Below are 19,171 nucleotides of genomic sequence, written 5' to 3' on the forward strand. Positions count from 1 at the left end.
CACATGGCTCCGGGCGGTCTCGGTCCTCCGAAGCTTGTCACCGGCCGGCCGTAAGGTCGCGGCCATGTCCGAGCAGCGGTCCAACCCGCACGACGCCTACTTCCGAAAGGTCATGGCCCGCGCGACGAACGCGGCTTCGGAATTGCGCGCGGTGCTACCCGAATCGATCACCACCCGCATCGACTGGCCCGCCCTGCAACTCCAGCCCGGCAGCTACGTCCACCCCGACCTGCGCAACCGCTTCAGCGACCTGCTGTTCCGCACCCGCCTCGACGGCCACCCCGCCTACATCTACATACTGATGGAGCACCAATCCAGCAGCGACCGCTTCATGGCCTTCCGCATGCTCGAATACATGATCGCGATCTGGCGCCAGCACCTCACGGACAACGATCGCGAACACCGCACACACCGCGCGGGCAAGACCGCCACCCTGCCCGTGATCATCCCCTTGGTCGTCCACAACACCGCCGACGGCAATCCCTGGTCACCCCAGCACCCCACCGAACTCGCCGACCTGCTCGATCTCGACCCCGCCGCCCGCCGGGCGCTGGACCCCTACCTGCCCCGGCTGCGGTTCCTGCTCGACGATATCGCCGCCCTCGACCCCCGGGCGCTCCGTGAGCGCGACCTCACACCCGCGACCAGGATCTTGCTGGTCCTGCAGCGGATCGCTCCCAGGAACACCACCCTCGGACACGATATGCTGGATTGGCTCGAAGACCTACGCGCCCTGGAATCCGGGCCGGACCCCCTCGGCGACTACCTGACCGTCCTGACCTACCTCATGACCGTCGGTGAAACCACCGAGACCGACCTCGCGACGGTTTTCGAACAACTCGGCCCACGGGCCAAGGAGGCGATAGTGACCACAGCAGACATGATCGAAGCCCGCGGAGAGGCCCGCGGAGAAGCCCGCGGAGAAGCCCGCGGCCGCGTCGAAGCGCTGCTCGAACAGATGGCCGTGAAATTCGGGCCACTCACCGACGCCACGATCCTCCGAGTCCGGTCTGCCGACTCCGCTCGGGTCCGCGTCTTGGCCACCCGCGTACTGACCGTGACCACCCTCGACGAGATGTTCGCCTGACCAGATCGGACCCCGGTGCCGGCCGTACGCACTCATCGGCCGATGAACTCCATCCGGAGCACCGCCGGTGAACTGCACCGGGCCGACGGCTTGAACACCCGTCGCGCCGGCACCGAGCCGAGTACCGGACTCGACGCTTCCGGGCATTCAGCGGCAGCCGAATACAGATCACGCCCGGCCGGATGATCCGGCCGGGCGTGATCTGTGAGCTTTCGCGGAAACCCGCGGGCGCTCAGCCCTTGTGCTTCTTGACCTCGTCGGTCAGCTGCGGGGCGACATTGAACAGGTCGCCCACGATGCCGTAGTCGGCGATCTCGAAGATCGGCGCCTCTTCGTCCTTGTTGACCGCGATGATGGTCTTGGACGTCTGCATACCGGCCCGGTGCTGGATGGCGCCGGAGATGCCCAGGGCCACGTACAGCTGCGGAGAGACCGTCTTACCGGTCTGGCCGACCTGGAACTGGCCCGGGTAGTAGCCCGAGTCGACCGCGGCGCGGGAGGCGCCGACGGCCGCGCCGAAGGAATCGGCGAGGGCTTCGACCACGGAGAAGTTGTCGGCCGAACCGACACCGCGGCCGCCGGAGACGACGATGTTCGCCTCGGTCAGTTCCGGACGGTCACCACCGACGACGGGTTCGCGGCTGGTGATCTTGACGACGCCCTCTTCCTGGGCGGGCACCTCGACGGTGACCTTCTCACCGGCACCGGCCGAGGGCTTGGCCTCGATCGAACCCGGACGCACCGAGATGACCGGGACGTCGCCGGTGGCCTGGGCGTCGACGGTGAACGCGCCACCGAAGATGCTGTGCACGGCCGTGCCGTCGGCCTTCACGTCGATGACGTCGACGAGCAGGCCGGAACCGATCCGGGCGGCGAGCCGGCCGGAAACCTCTTTGCCCTCGGCGGAGGCGGCGACCAGGACGGCGGCCGGGGAGGCCGATTCGACCAGGCCGGCCAGCACGTCGACCTTCGGGGTCACCAGGTAGTTGTCCGCGTCATCGGATTCGGCGACGTAGATCTTGGCGGCGCCGGCGGCGGCGAGCGCATCGGACAGCTTGTCGGCGGTGCCGGGGGCGCCCACCACGACCGCCGACGGCTCGCCCAGAGCGGCGGCGGCGGTCAGCAGTTCGGTGCTGACCTTCTTGACCGCACCTTCGGCGTGCTCGACGAGCACAAGTACTTCTGCCATTTGTCTCTTCTCCTAGAAGTTGCTGCGGTGCGGGGTCTCAGATGATCTTCTGGCCGACCAGGTACTGGGCGATCTTGGTGCCGCCGTCGCCCTCGTCGGTGATCTTCTCGCCCGCGGTGCGCGGCGGCTTCGGGGTGGAGGCGGTGACCTTGGTGCCCGCATTCTCGACACCCACGGTCGACGGGTCGATACCCAGATCCTCCAGGGTGAAGGTCTGCACTTCCTTCTTCTTCGCGGCCATGATGCCCTTGAAGGAGGGGAAGCGCGGTTCGTTGATCTTCTCGGTGACGCTGACGATGGCCGGCAGCGACGCCTCGAGCTTGAACACGCCCTCGTCGGTCTCCCGCTCGCCGGTGATCTTCTCGCCGTCGACGGTGAGCTTGCGCAGATGCGTGAGCTGCGGGATGCCCAGGTATTCGGCGATGATGGCCGGGACGGCGCCGGAGCGGCCGTCGGTGGCCTCGTTACCGGCGATGACCAGCTCGACGCCCTCGACCTGTCCCAGCGCACCGGCCAGGACCCACGCGGTCTGGACGGTATCGGAGCCGTGGACGGCCGGGTCGTTGATGTGGATGGCCTTGTCGGCGCCCATGGACAGCGCCTTGCGGATGGCCTCGGTGGCGCGATCGGGGCCGGCGGCCAGCACGGTGACCTCGCCGCCCTGCGCCTCCTTGATCAGGAGGGCTTCCTCGACGGCGCGCTCGTTGATCTCGTCGAGCACCGCGTCGGCGGCTTCGCGGTCGAGGGTGAAGTCACCGTCGGTCAGCTTGCGCTCGGACCAGGTATCGGGCACCTGCTTGATGAGTACGACGATATTCGGCATCGGTCTTCGTCGACCTCCTGTTCTGGTTACCTGTATTGGCGGTCGCACGATCTCCAACGGCCGTACGTCCTTGTGAGTAGCTCAGGCCGAGACATTACCCTACGTTAAGTTACTGGTGGGTAACTTAGCATCCGGGCCCCTCCCGGGGGCTACCGGGCATCCCCCGCACCGGGTCCTACCAGTAACCTCGTCCCAATGAGCAAGGCTGTGATTCCCGCCGCACCGGCCGCCGAAGACGTACTGGAGCCGCTGCCGCTGACCGGCGAGCGGACGGTGCCGGGTATCGCGGAGGAGAACTACTGGTTCCGCCGGCACGAGATCGTCTACGAACGCCTGCTGGACCGCTGCGTGGGCAAGGTCGTTCTCGAAGCGGGATCGGGCGAGGGCTACGGCGCGAATATGATCGCCGGGGTCGCCGCCGCGGTGGTCGGGCTGGACTACGATCGCGGCGCCGCCGAGCATGTACGCGCGCGGTATCCGCGGGTCCGGATGATCCGCGGCAATCTGGCCACCCTGCCGCTGCCCGATGGGTCCGTCGACACCGTGGTGAATTTCCAAGTGATCGAACACCTCTGGGATCAGGCGCAGTTCCTGCGGGAATGCCTGCGCGTACTGCGCCCGGGCGGGGAACTGCTCATCAGCACTCCGAACCGGATCACCTTCTCGCCCGGTCGCGACACCCCGCTCAACCCTTTCCATACGCGCGAGCTGAATGCCGCCGAACTGACGGAACTGTTGGAAGAGGCCGGTTTCCGGGTCGAGCTGATGACCGGCGTCCACCACGGACCGACCCTGCGGGCACTGGACGCCAAACACGGCGGCTCCTTCATCGACGCCCAGATCGAGCGCGCGCTCGCCGGTGAGCCGTGGCCCGCCGACCTCACCGCCGATGTCGCCGGGATCACCGTCGACGATTTCGCGCTGACCCCCGCCGATATCGACGCCAGCCTCGATCTGGTGGCCCGCGCGGTGAAGCCTTGAGCGGCAACGACTCCGGCGGCGGCGCAGTACCCGGGCAGTTCACCCTGGTCCTGCATTCCCATCTACCCTGGCTGGCACATCACGGACGCTGGCCGGTGGGCGAGGAATGGCTGTACCAGTCGTGGGCGGCCTCGTATCTGCCCGTGGTGGACGTGCTGCGCACGCTCGCGGCCGAAGGTCGTTCGCATCTACTGACTCTCGGCATCACCCCGGTACTGGCGGCCCAGCTCGACGATCCGCACAGTCTCGCGGGAATGCACCACTGGCTGGGCAATTGGCAGTTGCGCGCGGATGAGGCCGCGATGGCGGGCAATCCGGCGCTGGGCAGCCACGAGCACCGGCTGGCGGCGGCCGCACTGGCCGAATTCGAACAGAACTGGCAGCACGGGGCGTCGCCGGTCTGGCGAGAGCTCCTGGACGCCGAGGCCATCGAACTCCTGGGTGGACCGCTGGCCCACCCGTTCCAGCCGCTGCTCGACGGACAGCTGCGCGACTTCCAGCTGACCGAGGGCCTGGCCGATGCCCGGATGCGATGGGGTCATACTCCCTCGGGGATCTGGGCACCGGAATGCGGATTCACCCCCGGGATGGAATTCGACTACGCCGACGCGGGTGTGACGCATTTCATGGTCGACGGGCCCGCCCTGCGCGGCGACACCTCGCTCGGCCGACCGGTCCGGTACTCCCCGGTGCTCGCGTTCGGCCGCGATCTCACGGTCAGCTACCGGGTCTGGTCGCCGAAATCCGGCTATCCGGGCAACGGCGCCTACCGTGATTTCCATCACTACGACCATGCCACCGGCCTCAAACCCGCGCGCGTCACCGGGAAAACGGTGGCCGGCCCGGACAAGGCTCCCTACGATCCGCGGCTCGCCGCGGCGCAGGTGACCCGGGACGTGGACGATTTCGTGGCGACCGTGCGCGAGCGGCTGATCTCCGAATCCGAACGAATCGGGCGGCCCGCGCTGGTCGTCGCCGCGTTCGATACCGAACTCTACGGGCACTGGTGGCACGAGGGACCGCAGTGGCTGGCCCAGGTGCTACGGGCGCTGCCGGAGGCCGGGATCACGGTCGGCACGCTCGCCGATGCCCGCGACCGCGGTTTCGTGGGCGATCCGGTTCTGCTGAACGATTCCTCCTGGGGATCGGGCAAGGACTGGCGGGTCTGGGCGGGTGACCAGGTCCGTGATCTGGTGGATCTCAACGACGAGGTGGTGCGGCTGGCGCTCGATACCGTCGCGAAGATGCGCGCGACCGCGCCGGCCGGCCGCGATCCGGTCGCCGATCAGCTGGTGCGCGAGGCGATTCTGACGGTGTCGAGCGACTGGGCTTTCATGGTCAGCAAGGATTCCGCCGCCGGATACGCCCGCGATCGCGCCCATCAGCACGCCCACGCGGTCCGCGAGATCGCCGGTGCGGTGGAGTCCGGACAGTTGTCCCGCGCCCGGGAGCTGGCGGCGGGATGGGCGGCGGCCGACGGGGTGTTCCCGGGCCTGGACGCGCGTAGGCTACGCGTCACCCCTGCAGAAGGACCGCGATGAAGATCTTGATGGTGTCGTGGGAGTACCCACCGGTGGTCGTCGGCGGATTGGGCAGACACGTCCACCACCTGGCCACCGCGCTCGCCGCGGCCGGACACGAAGTGGTGGTGCTGTCCCGGCGCCCCACCGGCACCAGCCCGGCGACCCATCCCACGCATTCGTTCGTCGCCGACGGGGTCCTGGTGGTGGCGGTCGCCGAGGATCCGCCGATCTTCGATTTCGGCGAGGATATGCTCGCCTGGACCCTGGCCATGGGTCACGCCATGGTCCGCGCCGGCACCGCCCTGGACAAACCCGGTATCGGCGAGGGCTGGACCCCCGATGTGGTGCACGCGCACGACTGGCTGGTGGCGCATCCGGCGATCGCGCTGGCCGAGTACTACGACGTGCCGCTCGTTTCGACCATCCACGCCACCGAGGCCGGCCGGCACAGCGGCTGGGTCGCGGGCCGGGTCAACCGCCAGGTGCATTCGGTGGAATGGTGGCTGGCCAACGAATCGGATGCGCTCATCACCTGTTCCACCTCGATGCAGGACGAGGTGGAACGGCTCTATCACCCCGACCGGGTGCCGCTGCATGTGATCCGCAACGGAATCGATGTGGGGGCGTGGACATTCCGTACCCGCACCCCGCGCACCGGACCGCCCCGGCTGCTGTACGTCGGGCGGCTCGAATACGAGAAGGGCGTCCAGGACGCCATCGCCGCGCTGCCCCGGATCCGCCGGGCGCATCCGGGCACCACGCTCACCGTCGCAGGGGTCGGAACGCAATTCGAATGGCTGCGCGAACGCAGCCGGGCGCACCGGGTGGCGCGGGCGGTCCATTTCGCGGGCCGGCTCGACCACACCGAACTGCTGGGCTGGTTGCACGGCGCCGACGCCATCGTGCTGCCCAGCCGCTACGAACCGTTCGGCATCGTCGCACTCGAAGCCGCCGCGGCCGGAACTCCGCTGGTCACCTCGACCGCGGGTGGTCTCGGGGAAGCCGTGATCGACGGGATCACCGGCGCCTCGTTCGAACCGGCGGATGTCTCGGGCCTGGCGACTGCGGTGATCTCGGTGCTCGACGATCCGGTCACCGCCCAGGATCGCGCGTTCACCGCCCGGGAACGGCTCACCGCCGATTTCGCCTGGGATGTGGTCGCGGCCGAAACCGCCGGGGTGTATTCGGAGGCCAAACGCCGGATCCGCAACCCGCTCGGCCGTCCGGTGATCGTGGAACGTCCACTGCCGGAGCGGGATCCGAAGTAGGCGCCCCGGCCCGGCGTGGCCGGGACGCGACGCGCTCAGTCGTTCTCGCGGAAGGTGAAGATCTCGCCGATCCGCGTGGCCACCACGACCTCGCCCTCGGCGCCCACCGCGGTACCGGTGGTGGTGCCCTTTCCGCCGGGCAGGACATCGGAGTCGAGCGTCGCGCCGGTGGCGGTGTCGAAGGTGATCAGATTCAGTCCGGTGCCGATGGCGGCGGTGACGTAACCGGTACCGCCCGCGGTCTGCACCGGGCTACCCCGCAGCCCGAGATCTTTACGCTCCCAGACCCTTTCGTAGCTGGTACCGGTATCGCGCAGGGCCAGCAGGTACCCGTCGTCACCGGCCGGGATGACCAGGCCGTCATCGGAGACCGAGATTCCGCGGCGCGGTTCCCAGTCCAGATGCGCCTCCCATTTCGGGGTGCCGTCGGCGGTGTTCACCGCGAGCAGGCGTTTGCTGTTGTCACCGATGTAGAGCGTGGACCCGTCGGCCGACAGCGCGGGATCGGTGGCGCTCCCGTCGGCCAGCAGTTCGGAGCTCCATTCCTGCTCGACCTTCCCGTCGGCGTACCGCAGGGCCACCAGCGACGCCTTCGGGGCGCCGGGTTTGCGGACCGTCGCGTAGATCCGTCCCGCCTCGACATCCATCGCCGCCACCGTGGCCACCGGGCAGTCCGGACCGCCGGTGCGGCAGTCCTCGAGACCGGCGCCCGCCGGCGGCCAGTCCAAGCCGGGATCCTGGAGGAAATCCGGCCGGGGCAGCAGCTGCTGGGTGGGCACCATCCGCCTACCGGTCTGCCGTTCCAGCACATCGACCTGCCCGGACTGGGTGATCACCAGCAGATGGCCGTCACCGGTGAACTGCATACCCGTCGGCACCCCGGCCACCGCGGTGCGCCAGCGCGGCTGCCCGAGCTGATTCGCCGACTCCACGGCGCTGTCGAGACCGACATAGACATTGCTGGCGCCGTCGAGGATCGTCGGCGAATAGATGGAATGCGGGCCCAGCGGATTGCAGAACCGTTTGCGGCCGGTCCGCATCTGGTACGAGAAGATCTCACAATCCGCGTCGGTGCTGGTGGTGAGGAATATCTGCCCCTCCGACCCCACCGTCACCGGTTGCACGATCGGACCGCCGACCGGGCGCGACCACTGCAGGCTCAGCTCCCGCGATCCCTCCACCTGGGTGTTCGCGCTGTTGCGGGCCTCGTGCCCGGGGGCGGGCCAGCCGAGCCCGCGGCCGACGGTGATGTCGTCGACGTCCGTTCCGCACGCGGTGAGCACCCCCATCACGGCGGTCACCGCCGCGAGCCAGGACACGGTCCGCACGCCGCTGCCGATACGCACCTGCTGGTCTCCTCCGTAGTCCTGATCTCCCCGGCCACACGCGTGTGTGAGATTAACGGAAGGGTATAGGCCTGCGCGGCAGACCACGAAAGTAGGCTGTTCTGCGGTACCGGCCACGGCATACCCGGCACGAGCAGGCGCCGGCCCGCGTAACCCGGAGGCGGCGCCGATCGTGCCCGGAGAACAGGAGAGACCTTCGTGACGAGCATGTGGGGCGCACCGTTGCGCTCACGCTGGCAGGGCTCCCGCCGGCGCGATCCGCGTCAGGCCCGTTTCCTGACCCTCGACTCGCTGCGCTGGGTGCTGGCCAATCGCGCCTACACCCCCTGGTACCTGGTGCGTTACTACCGGCTGGCCAAATTCCGGCTGGCCAATCCGCATGTGATCCTGCGCGGAATGGTGTTCCTGGGCCGCCGGGTCGAGATCCACGCGACCCCCGGTCTGGGCCGGCTCGAGATCGGGCGCTGGGTCCATATCGGCGACGGTAACGCCGTGCGCTGCCACGAGGGGTCGCTGCGCATCGGCGACAAAGTGGTCTTCGGCAAGGACAATGTCGTCAACACCTACCTCGATATCGAGATCGGCGAATCGACCCTGGTGGCCGACTGGTGCTACATCACCGACTTCGATCACCGCATGGACGACATCACCCTGCCGATCAAGGATCAGGGCATCGTGAAGAGCCCGGTGCGGATCGGCCCCGATACCTGGATCGCCGCCAAGGTCACCGTGCTGCGCGAAACCAAGGTCGGCCGGGGTTGCGTGCTGGGCGCGCACGCGGTGGTGAAGGGCGATATCCCCGACTACAGCATCGCGGTCGGCGCGCCGGCCCGGGTGGTGAAGAACCGGAAATCCACCTGGGAGGCCGGGGCCGCCGAACGGGCCGCCCACGAGGCGGCGCTGGCCGATATCGAACGCAAGAAGAACGGCGTCGCACAGGACGCGTGAGCCCGGCGGGCCTAGTTCGCCGATTCCATCTTCTTCACGACCCGCTGCACCGTGAGCCAGGTGCGGGTGGTGATGTCCTTGCCGTAGCTGCGTTCCAGCCAGGCCATGAAGTTCGGGGTCTTCGGCGAGGTGTTGTCGACGATCGCGAGGAAGGCCCGGGCCTGCTCGTCGTACCCGACGACGGTGGTCAATGGGTCGGGCTCGGCCGGGGTCGCGACCTTGGAATGCGCCACATCCTTGAAGAAGGTCGCGACCAGGTAGGTCTCCCGGCAGTGGGTGTATCCGGCGAAGGGGTCGCGGTCGAGCAGGGCGCGCAGTTCGGCGTGGTCGCGGATGATGGTGCCGCCCGGGATCCCGAGTTCGGCGTTCAGGGCCTCCTGGATACGGTCTTCGAGTTCGGAGCCCGGGGCGGTATCGGCAGTGAAGACGATATTGCCGCTGGACAGTACGGAGCTCACCGAGTCGAACCCCAGACCGGTGAACACGCCCCGCAACTTCTCATTGCTCATATTCGGATTGCTGGGCGCAATTCCCCGCAGCAGCGCGGCGTACCTCGTCATATTCCGAACGGTAGTCCACCGGGCCGACAACCGGGTGTCGCGACGTTCCGTCCCCGCTGATCAGCGGGCCGCCGAGGGCCGCACGCGCGACCTGCCCGCCGGGTACGCGGCCGGCCGGGCATTCCACTCACCGGATCATCGACCCCACGATTTCCCGCCGCGGCCCGCCGGTGTCGGCGTTATTGCCTAATATGGCCCTACCGATCGATATCTTCGTCCGGGTTTCCCGGCGTCGACCGGGGGCGGCGATGTGAACGTTCGGCGCGCCGGGCTCGATATACCGGTATCGAGACCGAACCGGGAGGGGATGTGCCTGCAGAGGGCCCGAAACTGCATGGGCTGGAAACGATCACCGGGCCGCTGATCGAACAGCTGGTCCAGCGGCCGGAGCGCCGGAGCAGAGCGCTGCCGGTGGTGGTGGCCGTGGGCCCGCACGGCAGCGGGAAAACCGTTCTGCTGCAGGCGCTGGCCCAGCGTTGCGGCCGGCTTCCGCACGCCTATATCGATCTCGCGCTCGGCGATCGCGCGCCGCGGGAGGTTTTCGGCGAACTCGCCTTCGAGCTCGGCAGACACCGGAAACAATTCGGCCGCATCGCGTTTCCGCAGCTGTGGCTCTGCCTGGTCGCGGTGGGCAGCACCCTGCATATGCAGGAGGACAATCGCCGTGCGGCGCTGCGGAATCTGCGCGATGTGGTGTCGAGCAGCCTGCCGATGGAGGCGCGCAGCAAAGGGGTCACCGATATCCTCGAGGCCGCCGGGCAGGTGCCCGAGGGCCTGGCGCCGTGGGTGGGGATGGCCGTGGAATCGCTCCTGCAGAGCCTGAACCGGCTCAACATCCGGCACCGGATCACGCACGGGCCACGACTGGTCGGCGATCAGACCCGGCGCGAGGATATGCTCATCGACCTCGCCAAATGGTCGCACGGCGACGAGGAATCGCGGGCCGAGGCCGATGCCGTGTTCGGAATGGCCTTCCTGCACGATCTGCGCCAGGCCTACGGCGGGGTCCGGGGGCGCAGCCGCACCTTGAATTCGGTACTGCTACTGGACAACGCGCACACCCCGTCGGGCCGGTTGTTCCTGCAGACGTTGCGCGAAGCGCGGCGGCGCAACGGTCCCGACCCCGATCCGCTCGCGGTGGTCGCGGCCAGCGCGCAGTGGTTGCCGGCGTGGAGTGAATGCTGGCACCGCCCGGGCATGCACCGTTTCAGTGAGGAGACCGAACGGCGCGAACCCGAACATCGCACCGGCGGAATCGAATGGCCGGCCCCCCGCGATCCGGCCGATATCCGCACCGACTGGCCGGATCCGGAGAATCCGGCGGCGAACTGGTTCCCCTGGTATCTGGTGGATCTGAGCCGGTTGAGCGTCCAGACCACCGGTGACGTCGCGGCGGATCAGCGGATGCGCTCGGTGCCCCGGGTGGCGGAATTCGTCCGGGGACTCACCGGCGGTAATGCCGCCGGCACCGCCGATGTCATCGCGGCACTGGGGCAGGGCGACGAGAACGAGCCGCTCGCGGCCGCGCGCACCGTGCTCACCACGGCCGTGGGCACGCGGCACGATCCGCTCGAGGAACCGGTCGACGCGCCGGGCACCGTGCTCGAACGGGCCCGCGAACGGCTGCTCACCGATTTCCCGGATGCCGAGAGCCTGCGCGATCTGGTCACCGCCGCGGCCGGGCGCACCGTGGACGTGCTCTATCAGCCGGAGGTTCTCGATTCGGCGCTGCCCGACGGGGAGGCGCTGTTGCAGGAATTGCGCAACCGCCTGTGGATTCGCGCCGCCGACGGACCCGATCCGGAGATGCTGCTGGATATCTGGCTGCGCCGGATCCTGCTGTGGGAGCTCGCCGAGCGCGAGCCCGACGATCCCCGCGACTGGTACAACACCCATATCCTGTGCCGGGAGGTCTACCGGCGCAGATCCCGCGACGGCGATTCCGCGGCGGCGGCCGAGGCCATCTACCACGATCTCGCGCTCGGCAATCTCGCCGACGCCGTGGAGTATCTGAACCGGCCGTTCCTGTCCGGGCATCCCGAGTTCGGCCGCAGTGCCGCCACCGAATGGCTGTCCGACCTCGACCTCATCACCTCGGCGCCGCGCCGGCCGGATGCCACGGCCACGCCTTTCACCCAGGTGGAGGTGATCGTCCGGGAGAACGGGATGGCGCCGGAGGACGACCTCGCCTGGCTGATCGCCGCGCTGTGGATTTCCAACGATCCGCTCGGAGATCCGCAGCGGACCCTGAACCGCACCATCGAGAACGAATTCCGGCAGCTGGCCCGGGGCCTCGGCCGCGGCGCGCTGCTGCTGTACGAACGGGCGGAGAGATATCGGTGAGTATCCAGATCGAACCCCCGGCCCCCGGGTACCGGAAATGGCTGTGGATCGTGGGCGCCTGCGTCGTGGGCCTGGTCGTCGTGCTGGCCGCGGCGAAGGTGGTGCCCGCGATGATCGAATCGGCCCGCAGCTGCGGTGCCGGGGTGGTGACCAGCGGACCGCACGACGAATGCGCCGGGGTCACCGACGGCAGTGTGGTCTTCGCTCCGGAGCTGGCCGATATCGAGCAGCGCATCCTCGAGGAGAACCGGGCCGTTCAGGATTCCGGGGAGCCCTATGTCAGCGTGGTGCAGCTGTCGCCGATGACGCCCGGCACGAGCGCCGAGGGCATTGTGACCATGTCGGGTATCCGGCACCGGCTCGAAGGCGCGCATCTGGCCCAGCTCGCGGCGAACCGGACCTCGATCTGGGGTAACACGCCCAAGATCAAACTGCTGCTGGCGAATCCCGGGAGCGATTTCGGCGAATGGGAGACCGCCGTCGGCAAGATCGAGGACCGCCGTTCCGCGGACCGGATCGTCGCGGTCACCGGGATCTCCTTCAGTGTCCAGAACGCGGTGCGGGCCGTCGAAAGGCTCTCCGAACTGCAGATCCCCACCGTCGGTTCCACACTCACCGCCGACGATCTGCCGGTCCTGCGGGGGTTCCTGCGGGTGTCGCCGACCGCCGCGGAGCACGCGCGCACGGCCGCCGAGTACCTGTCGACCCGGAGCCGGCGAATCCTGATCGTCCGCGACGACAGTCCTATCGATCACTACGGCCGCACCCTCGCCGAGGCTTTCGCCGCGAGCTTCCCCGACGACCCGCAACGGTTCGCCGGGCCGGTGGAGGGCTACGACTCCGAAATCGGCAGTGTGGCCAACACATTCCAGTTCATGATGCCGAATATCTGCCAATCGGCGCCGGATACGGTCTACTTCGCGGGCCGGGCCGCCCACGCGCTCACCTTCCTCACCGCACTGGCCGAACGTCGCTGCCGGGAAACCCCGATCCAGGTGGTCACCGGGGACGATATGGCCTACTACCGCCTCTCCGACAGCCCCGCCCGGGTCGCGCTGGAAACCGGTGTCTCGGTGCTCTACACCGGTCTGGTCCACCCGCAGGGCTGGCGCGACCACCCGGAGCGTTTCAATATGTACTCGGTCGCCCAGTTCTCGCCCGACTGCACGGGCCCGATCTGCTACCGCGAGTTCTCCGACGACAGTCTGGACGATTTCGCCGCCGTCATGGAACACGACGCGGTGGTGACAGCGGTCTCCGCGATCCGCCAGGCGGCCGGGTACGACGGGAACACCGTCCATTCCGACCAGGTCCTACAGGCGATGAAACGGTTGCACGGGGCCGGGGCCGTCCGGGGGGCCAGCGGGACCCTCTCGTTCGACGAGAACGGCCTGCCGACCGATAAGCCCATTCCGATCCTGGAGGCACTGGACGGCGCGCCGCCGCGCTATATCGGACTGCAGTAGCGGTCGTCAGCCCGCGCCGCCGCCGGCCCGCCTGCCGATGCGTTCGAGCAGCCGGCTCCGCGCCGGCGGCCATTCTCCGGCCAGAATCGAGTAGACGACCGTGTTCCGGAGCGTGCCGTCCCGCCGCCGCGCGTGATCACGCAGGATTCCCTCCTGCACCGCCCCGAGCGCGGTGACGGCCGCCCGGGATCGCGTATTGAGATCGTCGACGGTGAATTCGGCGCGCACGGCTGCGAGGGTCTCGAAAATATGGTCCAGGAGCAGGAGTTTGGCCTCCGGATTGCAGGTGGTGCCCCGGACCCGGCGCGAATACCAGGTGAAGCCGACGGTCACCCGGCCGAACCTCTCGTCCATGTTGTACAGCGAGGTGGTGCCCACGATCCGCCCGTCGCGCGGATCCACCGGCACCAGCACCTGGCGGCCACTCGACAACGCGTGCGCGACCGTTTCCGGTGACGGCGGCCGCGATTCGATGCCGTAGGGGAAGTAGCGCAGCGTCTCCGGATCGTCGTGCGCCGCGGCCAGCCCCTCGGCGTCGCCCGGTTCCAGCGGCCGCAGCAGCACATGGTCGCCGCGCAGGGTAGGTGGCCGCTGCCAGAACTCGTTCGCCATCGTTGTCCTCGTTTCGGTCGGCGGGAGCGGCGGTGACTCAGCGGTCCGGGGAGTCCGGACGGTGAGCGGTACAGAGGAACACCCGCGGTGTGCGGCCGATTCGCGTGATCACCAGCGTGAAAGGGTGCGAACCGGAGGGTTTCAGGCGGCGGCGCAGGGCATCGGGGTCGACATCCACTCCGCGCACCAGAATCTCCAGCGGTCCGCAGTCGCGGCGGCGCAGTTCGGCACGCAGCGCTTTCTCCCGGAAGTCGAGTCCGTCGAGGATCCGGAAGGCGCGAATCCCGGGAGGTACGCGGTCGCCGGTGAGATAGGCGATACGCGGGTCCAGCTGCCACAGCCCGTGGCGGGCCGCCCAGTGACGGACGAGCCCCGCCCGCACGATCGCGCCGTCGGGATCGACGATCCACTCCCCCGGTGCCCGCTCGGGGATCTCGCCGGGCTCGGCATCGGTGACCGTGACCGTATCCGAGCCGGTGGTCAGCACGGTGGCCCGGCGGGTGACACCGGTCTCGGCGAGACCCGCCGACCACAGGCACGCCTCGCGCACCGCGCCGTCGAGGGAGACGATCTCCACCTCACCCGGCCAGTCCAGCCGGTCGAAATCCAGTCCGGGGGCGCATTTCACGGCCAGGTCCCGGTCCGCGTAGACGGCGAGCAGAGCGGGCAGCGGCGGTTGCAGGGCGGCGGGGTCGTGGGTTCGCCGGCCGCCCGCGCGCCGGGCGGGGTCGGCGATGATGACCGTCTCGCGGGTGCAGGGGGCGAGGGCGTCGGCACGGGCCAGCAGCACCCCGGCGGCCGGAACCTCGCGCGCCGGGGCCGGTGCGGGATGGGTGAGGTTGTGCCGGGCCATGGTGAGCCTGATCGGATCCAGGTCGCTGCCGATCACACGCGGGCACACCCGGGCCAGTTCGGCCAGCTCCGCGCCGATCGAACACGTCACGTCGTGCACATCGCGACCCGCCAGCCGCCGGGCGCGGTGGCGTGCCACCGCCGCGGGAGTGGCCTGCTGCAGCGCGTCGTCGGTGAACAACCAGTCCTGGGCACCGGGCAGTTTGACGGCCGCCCGGCGGCGCAGGCGCACGGTTTCCACGAGCGCGGGCGCCCGCTCACCGTGCGTGCGCCGCACCGACGCGATATCGCGGAGTTGCGAGGCCGGGGAGAGCTCGAGCCGCGCGACCTCGGCCAGCGCGGCCGCGCCCGGCGCCGACCTCAGGTAGGCGAGGTCGGCCGCGCCGAAGCCGTATCCCACTAGTTCGCGGCGGCGCCCGGCTTCACCCCGGTGATCATGGCGTTGTAGAAGAACTGCCGCGGGACCACCCGGCGCATGACGTTCTCGTCCAGCCAGCTCAGGCCGAGCCACGCCCGGTACATCGCCATCCGGTAGCCGAAGGTGAGCTTCTCGTCGGGGACGGCCGCTTCGAAGGTCCGCACCGGCCAGCCCCACAGGGCTGCGGCGAATTCCTCGGTGTGGGCGGCGACGTCGACCGCGCCGGCGGCCCGCGCGATGTCCTCGAGCTGGGTGGGATCGAAGGTGTGCAGATCGACCACGGCCTCGAGCGCGGCGGCACGCGAGGATTCGTCCAGCTCCTCCTGCGGCCGCCGCCAATCCCGCAGGAACGGCAGCTTCGTGATGGCCGTGGTGGCCTTCCAGGTGACATTGCCCAGGTTGCGGGCGTAGAGGTTACCGATGGTGGTGGGTTCCCCGGCGAAGACGAACCGGCCACCCGGCTTCAGCACCCGCAGGCATTCCCGCAGCGACTGCTCCACATCGGGGATGTGATGCAGAACCGCGTGGCCGACGACCAGATCGAAGGTGTTGTCGTCGTAGGGGATGGTCTCGGCGTCGGCGACCCGGCCGTCCACATCCAGGCCCAGGTTCTCGGCGTTGCGCAGCGCGACCTTCACCATGCCGGGCGACAGGTCGGTGACCGAACCGCTCTTGGCGATCCCGGACTGCATCAGGTTCAGCAAGAAGAAACCGGTTCCGCAGCCCAGTTCCAGGGCTCGTTCGTACGGCAGCTCCGCGTCGGTGCCCACCGCGGCGTCGAACCGGCCGCGGGCATAGTCGATACAGCGTTCGTCATAGGAAATGGACCATTTGTCGTCGTAGGTCTCGGCTTCCCAGTCGTGATAGAGCACCTGGGCGAGCTTGGTGTCCTCGAATGCTGCTTCGACCTCCGCGGCGGTCGCGTGCGGATGGGGCGCGGGGTCGTCGGGGCGTACCGTCATGGTCGGAGAGCCTAATGGGTGCTGCTGGGCGCAGCCCACCCGCAGTCCGCGCATGGCCGGAGCGAAGGCGGAGGTACGCCTATCCTTTCCTGTTCCGGCGGCGAATACCACCGGGTAGGTTCGACCCGGTCAGGCCCCGCTCAGCGACCCGTGAACTCCGCCACTCCGGGCCCGTCCCGCAGGTAGGAACGTGTTCCAATTCGCTGGTCCTCGGTGTCGAACAGCCGCGACCATTCGGTGCGGGCGCGTTCGTGACCGTGCGGCCCTGCCTCGAACACCGCCTTGGCGGCCGCCAGCGCCTGGCCCGGGCCGGTGACGAACTGCCGGGCCCAGGCGAGCGCGGCGCCGAGCACATCGTCGGGGGCCACCACCTGATCCACCAGCCCCAGCCGCGCCGCCTCGTCCGCTTCCACGAAACGGCCGGTGAACACCAGATCCCGGGCCGGTCCGGGACCGATCAGCAGCGACAGCCGCCGGATCCCGGCCAGCGGTATCAACCCGGCGTGGATCTGCGGCAACCCCAGCTTCACGTTGTCGCCGATCACCCGCCAGTCCGCGCCCAGCGCCAGTTCGAGTCCGGCGCCGAGGGCGTATCCGCTGATCGCGGCCACCGTCGGCTGCGGGATCCGGGCCAGGCAGCCCAGCGCCGCCTGCAGATCCGCGGCCATGGCGCTCGCCTGCCCGGCCGGTAGTCCGGCGAGTTCGGCCAGATCGTCGCCCGCGCAGAACACCCGCTCGTCGCCGTAGACGACCAGCGCCGCGATCCCGGGATCGGCGCCGCAGACCGCCGCCGTCTCGGCGATCTCCCGGATCACCTGCGTACTCAGCAGGTTCATCGGCGGCCGGGCGATCCGCAGCAGCGCCACCGCCCGGTCCGAGCCGTCCACCTCCTCGGATCCGAGGTCCGCGGACCCGAGCCGGGACAGGGTTACGAATTCGGCCATGGACGGTAACGCTACCGCGCGTCCGCGGGACCGCCGCCGGGCCGGGATCCGCCCAGCAGCGACGGGTCGGTATCGCGCATCCCCTTCGACCCCACCAGCCGGTTCGGGTCCGGGATATCGGCGAAATAGCGCATATTGTCCGGGAATATCAGCAGCTTCTTCCCGTCGACCTCGCCGAACTCCGGCTGGATCGGATCGATCCGCAGGTCGGCGGCGAGTATCTCACCGGTATTCGCGTATTCGGCCAGTGAGACCAGTTGCGACCAGGTCGGCGGCAGCAGCACATGCTCGCCGTCCTTCCAGGTCCGCAGCGCCGACTCCGGCGTGGACCACTGCACATGATCGGATTCGGTGGTGGCGCCGTCGGCCTGCTGTCCCGCCGGGAGCACCGCGACGAAGAAATGGGTGTCGTAGCGGCGGCGCTCGACGGTCGGGGTGATCCAGCGGGCCCAGGGCCGCAGCAGGTCGGCGCGCAGGACGAGTTTCTCCTCGGCGAGGAATTCGGCGAGGGTCAGTTCCCGGCGCTCGATCCGCTCCCGGTCGCCGCGGTAACCGGCGGTCTCGGCGACCACGGTTTCGGCCGTGGGGCCGGCCAGCAGCACCCCGCATTCCTCGAAGGTTTCCCGCACCGCGGCGCACACCAGCGCCTTCGCTCGCGTCTCGGAGATGCCGTACCGCTCGCCCCACCAGGCCGGCGGCGGCCCAGCCCAGGCGATATCGACCTCCGCGTCCACCGGATCGACCCGGCCGCCGGGAAACGCGGTCATCCCGGCCGCGAAGTCCATGGCCCCGGCCCGCCGCTGCAGGAAGACCTCCGGACCGGAAGCACCGTCGCGCACCAGCATCACGGTGGAAGCGTCCCTGGCCTCGGGCACCTCGGCGGAATCCGGCACAGTCGTCTCACTCACCCCTGCACACTAGCCCCGGCCCCGCACTACGGTCGCGGCGGCCGACCGAGCCCGCCGGTCAGCGGGAACGGTGGCGGCCGAGACGGCGGGCGCGGCGGGCGAAGTAGCGGTCGTCGATCCGGTCCAGGGCGATCGATTGGCGGAACGCCTCGCTGAGATTCGCGGCGGTCAGGACATTGTCCAGCAGGCCCTGGGTGACGATCTCGCCCTCACTCAGCAGCATGCAGTGGGTGAAACCGGGCGGAATCTCCTCGACGTGGTGGGTGACGAGCACCAGCGCCGGGGCGTCGGGGTCGGCGGCGAGATCGCCGAGGCTTTCCACCAGTTCCTCGCGCCCGCCCAGGTCCACGCCGGCGGCCGGTTCGTCGAGGAGCAGGAGTTCCGGGTCGGTCATGAGGGCGCGGGCGATCAGGACGCGTTTGCGTTCACCCTCCGAGAGCGTGCCGTAGGTGCGGTCCAGAAGATGTTCGGCGCCAAGGCTTTCCAGCATATCGATCGCCCGGTCGGTATCCATGTCGTCGTACTGTTCGCGCCAGCGGCCGAGGACCGCGTAGCCCGCCGAGACCACGAGATCCGCGACCCGTTCGTCGGCCGGGATCCGAGCGGCCAGCGCCGCCGACGACAACCCGATCCGTGGACGCAGTTCGCTGACATTCGTTTTGCCGAGACGTTCACCCAGCACATGGGCGGTGCCGTAGGAGGGATGGGTCTCCGCGGCCGCGATCTGCAGCAGCGACGTCTTACCGGCGCCGTTGGGGCCCAGGATCACCCAGCGTTCGTCGAGTTCGACCTGCCAGGTCACGGGACCGACGAGGGTGTGCCCGTTGCGGCGGATGGAAACGTTGGAGAAGTCGATGAGCAGATCTGGATCGGGGTGCGCCACGGGCTCCATCTTGTCTCGAGCGATCATCGGCGGCGGCACCGGGCACCCGCGATTCTCC

At 69.1% G+C, this 19,171-nt stretch carries 17 protein-coding genes; 7 read left to right on the forward strand and 10 right to left on the reverse strand.

What is annotated here, in order from left to right:
• The first annotated feature begins 64 nt into the window (after positions 1–64).
• Positions 65–1,087, forward strand: a complete 1,023-nt coding sequence (locus ACZ6SF_RS25535) for an Rpn family recombination-promoting nuclease/putative transposase (protein WP_466065143.1) — start codon at positions 65–67, stop codon at positions 1,085–1,087.
• Between the two features lie 232 nt (positions 1,088–1,319).
• Here the strand turns inward: ACZ6SF_RS25535 and ACZ6SF_RS25540 are convergent, their stop codons facing one another.
• Both ACZ6SF_RS25540 and ACZ6SF_RS25545 read right to left on the reverse strand, forming a co-directional pair.
• The gene (locus ACZ6SF_RS25540; protein ID WP_466065145.1) at positions 1,320–2,276 is read right to left on the reverse strand and encodes an electron transfer flavoprotein subunit alpha/FixB family protein; all 957 of its coding nucleotides are present in this window, start codon (positions 2,274–2,276) and stop codon (positions 1,320–1,322) included.
• Positions 2,277–2,313: 37 nt separating this feature from the next.
• Positions 2,314–3,099 (reverse strand): electron transfer flavoprotein subunit beta/FixA family protein, encoded by a 786-nt coding sequence (locus tag ACZ6SF_RS25545; RefSeq protein WP_450003709.1) that lies wholly within the window; start codon positions 3,097–3,099, stop codon positions 2,314–2,316.
• A gap of 195 nt (positions 3,100–3,294) precedes the next feature.
• On the opposite strand from ACZ6SF_RS25545, the gene ACZ6SF_RS25550 reads away from it, so the two are divergent.
• From ACZ6SF_RS25550 to ACZ6SF_RS25560, 3 genes are read left to right on the forward strand one after another with little or no spacing between them, the layout of a single operon-like run.
• Positions 3,295–4,080, forward strand: a complete 786-nt coding sequence (locus tag ACZ6SF_RS25550) for a class I SAM-dependent methyltransferase (protein ID WP_466065147.1) — start codon at positions 3,295–3,297, stop codon at positions 4,078–4,080.
• Entirely contained in the window at positions 4,077–5,621 is a 1,545-nt protein-coding gene (locus ACZ6SF_RS25555) for a 1,4-alpha-glucan branching protein domain-containing protein (protein ID WP_466065149.1), read from the forward strand. Before ACZ6SF_RS25550 ends, ACZ6SF_RS25555 begins: the two co-directional genes overlap by 4 nt.
• Positions 5,618–6,871 (forward strand): glycosyltransferase family 4 protein, encoded by a 1,254-nt coding sequence (locus ACZ6SF_RS25560; RefSeq protein WP_466065150.1) that lies wholly within the window; start codon positions 5,618–5,620, stop codon positions 6,869–6,871. Before ACZ6SF_RS25555 ends, ACZ6SF_RS25560 begins: the two co-directional genes overlap by 4 nt.
• 35 nt (positions 6,872–6,906) lie before the next feature.
• On the opposite strand, the gene ACZ6SF_RS25565 is transcribed toward ACZ6SF_RS25560, so the two are convergent.
• A complete protein-coding gene (locus ACZ6SF_RS25565) occupies positions 6,907–8,217 on the reverse strand; it encodes an outer membrane protein assembly factor BamB family protein (RefSeq protein ID WP_466065152.1) in 1,311 nt (436 codons plus the stop codon).
• 198 nt (positions 8,218–8,415) lie between these two features.
• On the opposite strand from ACZ6SF_RS25565, the gene ACZ6SF_RS25570 reads away from it, so the two are divergent.
• Positions 8,416–9,165, forward strand: coding sequence for an acyltransferase (locus ACZ6SF_RS25570; protein ID WP_466065153.1), 750 nt, complete (start codon positions 8,416–8,418; stop codon positions 9,163–9,165).
• An 11-nt stretch (positions 9,166–9,176) separates the two neighbouring features.
• On the opposite strand, the gene ACZ6SF_RS25575 is transcribed toward ACZ6SF_RS25570, so the two are convergent.
• Positions 9,177–9,725: a DUF1697 domain-containing protein gene (locus tag ACZ6SF_RS25575; RefSeq protein ID WP_466065154.1), complete on the reverse strand. Its 549-nt coding sequence runs from the start codon at positions 9,723–9,725 to the stop codon at positions 9,177–9,179.
• Positions 9,726–10,034: 309 nt separating this feature from the next.
• On the opposite strand from ACZ6SF_RS25575, the gene ACZ6SF_RS25580 reads away from it, so the two are divergent.
• Together ACZ6SF_RS25580 and ACZ6SF_RS25585 are read left to right on the forward strand one after the other, a co-directional pair.
• A complete protein-coding gene (locus ACZ6SF_RS25580) occupies positions 10,035–12,068 on the forward strand; it encodes a hypothetical protein (protein ID WP_466065155.1) in 2,034 nt (677 codons plus the stop codon).
• Complete coding sequence (locus tag ACZ6SF_RS25585; protein WP_466065157.1) at positions 12,065–13,534, forward strand: type 1 periplasmic-binding domain-containing protein; 1,470 nt, start codon at positions 12,065–12,067, stop codon at positions 13,532–13,534. The genes ACZ6SF_RS25580 and ACZ6SF_RS25585 overlap by 4 nt, the downstream gene beginning before the upstream one ends.
• Before the next feature lie 6 nt (positions 13,535–13,540).
• Here ACZ6SF_RS25585 and ACZ6SF_RS25590 read toward each other — a convergent pair whose 3' ends face one another.
• The 6 genes from ACZ6SF_RS25590 to ACZ6SF_RS25615 all read right to left on the reverse strand — a co-directional run bounded on the left by ACZ6SF_RS25590 (position 13,541) and on the right by ACZ6SF_RS25615 (position 19,122).
• Positions 13,541–14,146, reverse strand: coding sequence for a GNAT family N-acetyltransferase (locus ACZ6SF_RS25590; protein WP_466065159.1), 606 nt, complete (start codon positions 14,144–14,146; stop codon positions 13,541–13,543).
• Between the two features lie 37 nt (positions 14,147–14,183).
• Entirely contained in the window at positions 14,184–15,398 is a 1,215-nt protein-coding gene (locus tag ACZ6SF_RS25595; protein WP_466065161.1) for a THUMP-like domain-containing protein, read from the reverse strand.
• On the reverse strand, positions 15,398–16,378 hold the full coding sequence (locus ACZ6SF_RS25600; RefSeq protein ID WP_466065163.1) for a methyltransferase domain-containing protein: 981 nt from the start codon (positions 16,376–16,378) through the stop codon (positions 15,398–15,400). The genes ACZ6SF_RS25595 and ACZ6SF_RS25600 overlap by 1 nt, the downstream gene beginning before the upstream one ends.
• Positions 16,379–16,518: 140 nt before the next feature.
• The gene (locus tag ACZ6SF_RS25605) at positions 16,519–17,322 is read right to left on the reverse strand and encodes an enoyl-CoA hydratase-related protein (protein WP_466065165.1); all 804 of its coding nucleotides are present in this window, start codon (positions 17,320–17,322) and stop codon (positions 16,519–16,521) included.
• A gap of 11 nt (positions 17,323–17,333) precedes the next feature.
• Positions 17,334–18,167, reverse strand: a complete 834-nt coding sequence (locus ACZ6SF_RS25610) for an NUDIX hydrolase (RefSeq protein WP_466065562.1) — start codon at positions 18,165–18,167, stop codon at positions 17,334–17,336.
• 121 nt (positions 18,168–18,288) lie between these two features.
• Positions 18,289–19,122, reverse strand: a complete 834-nt coding sequence (locus tag ACZ6SF_RS25615) for an ABC transporter ATP-binding protein (RefSeq protein WP_466065564.1) — start codon at positions 19,120–19,122, stop codon at positions 18,289–18,291.
• Positions 19,123–19,171: the final 49 nt, after the last annotated feature.

This window comes from Nocardia sp. NPDC049935 (assembly GCF_055586645.1).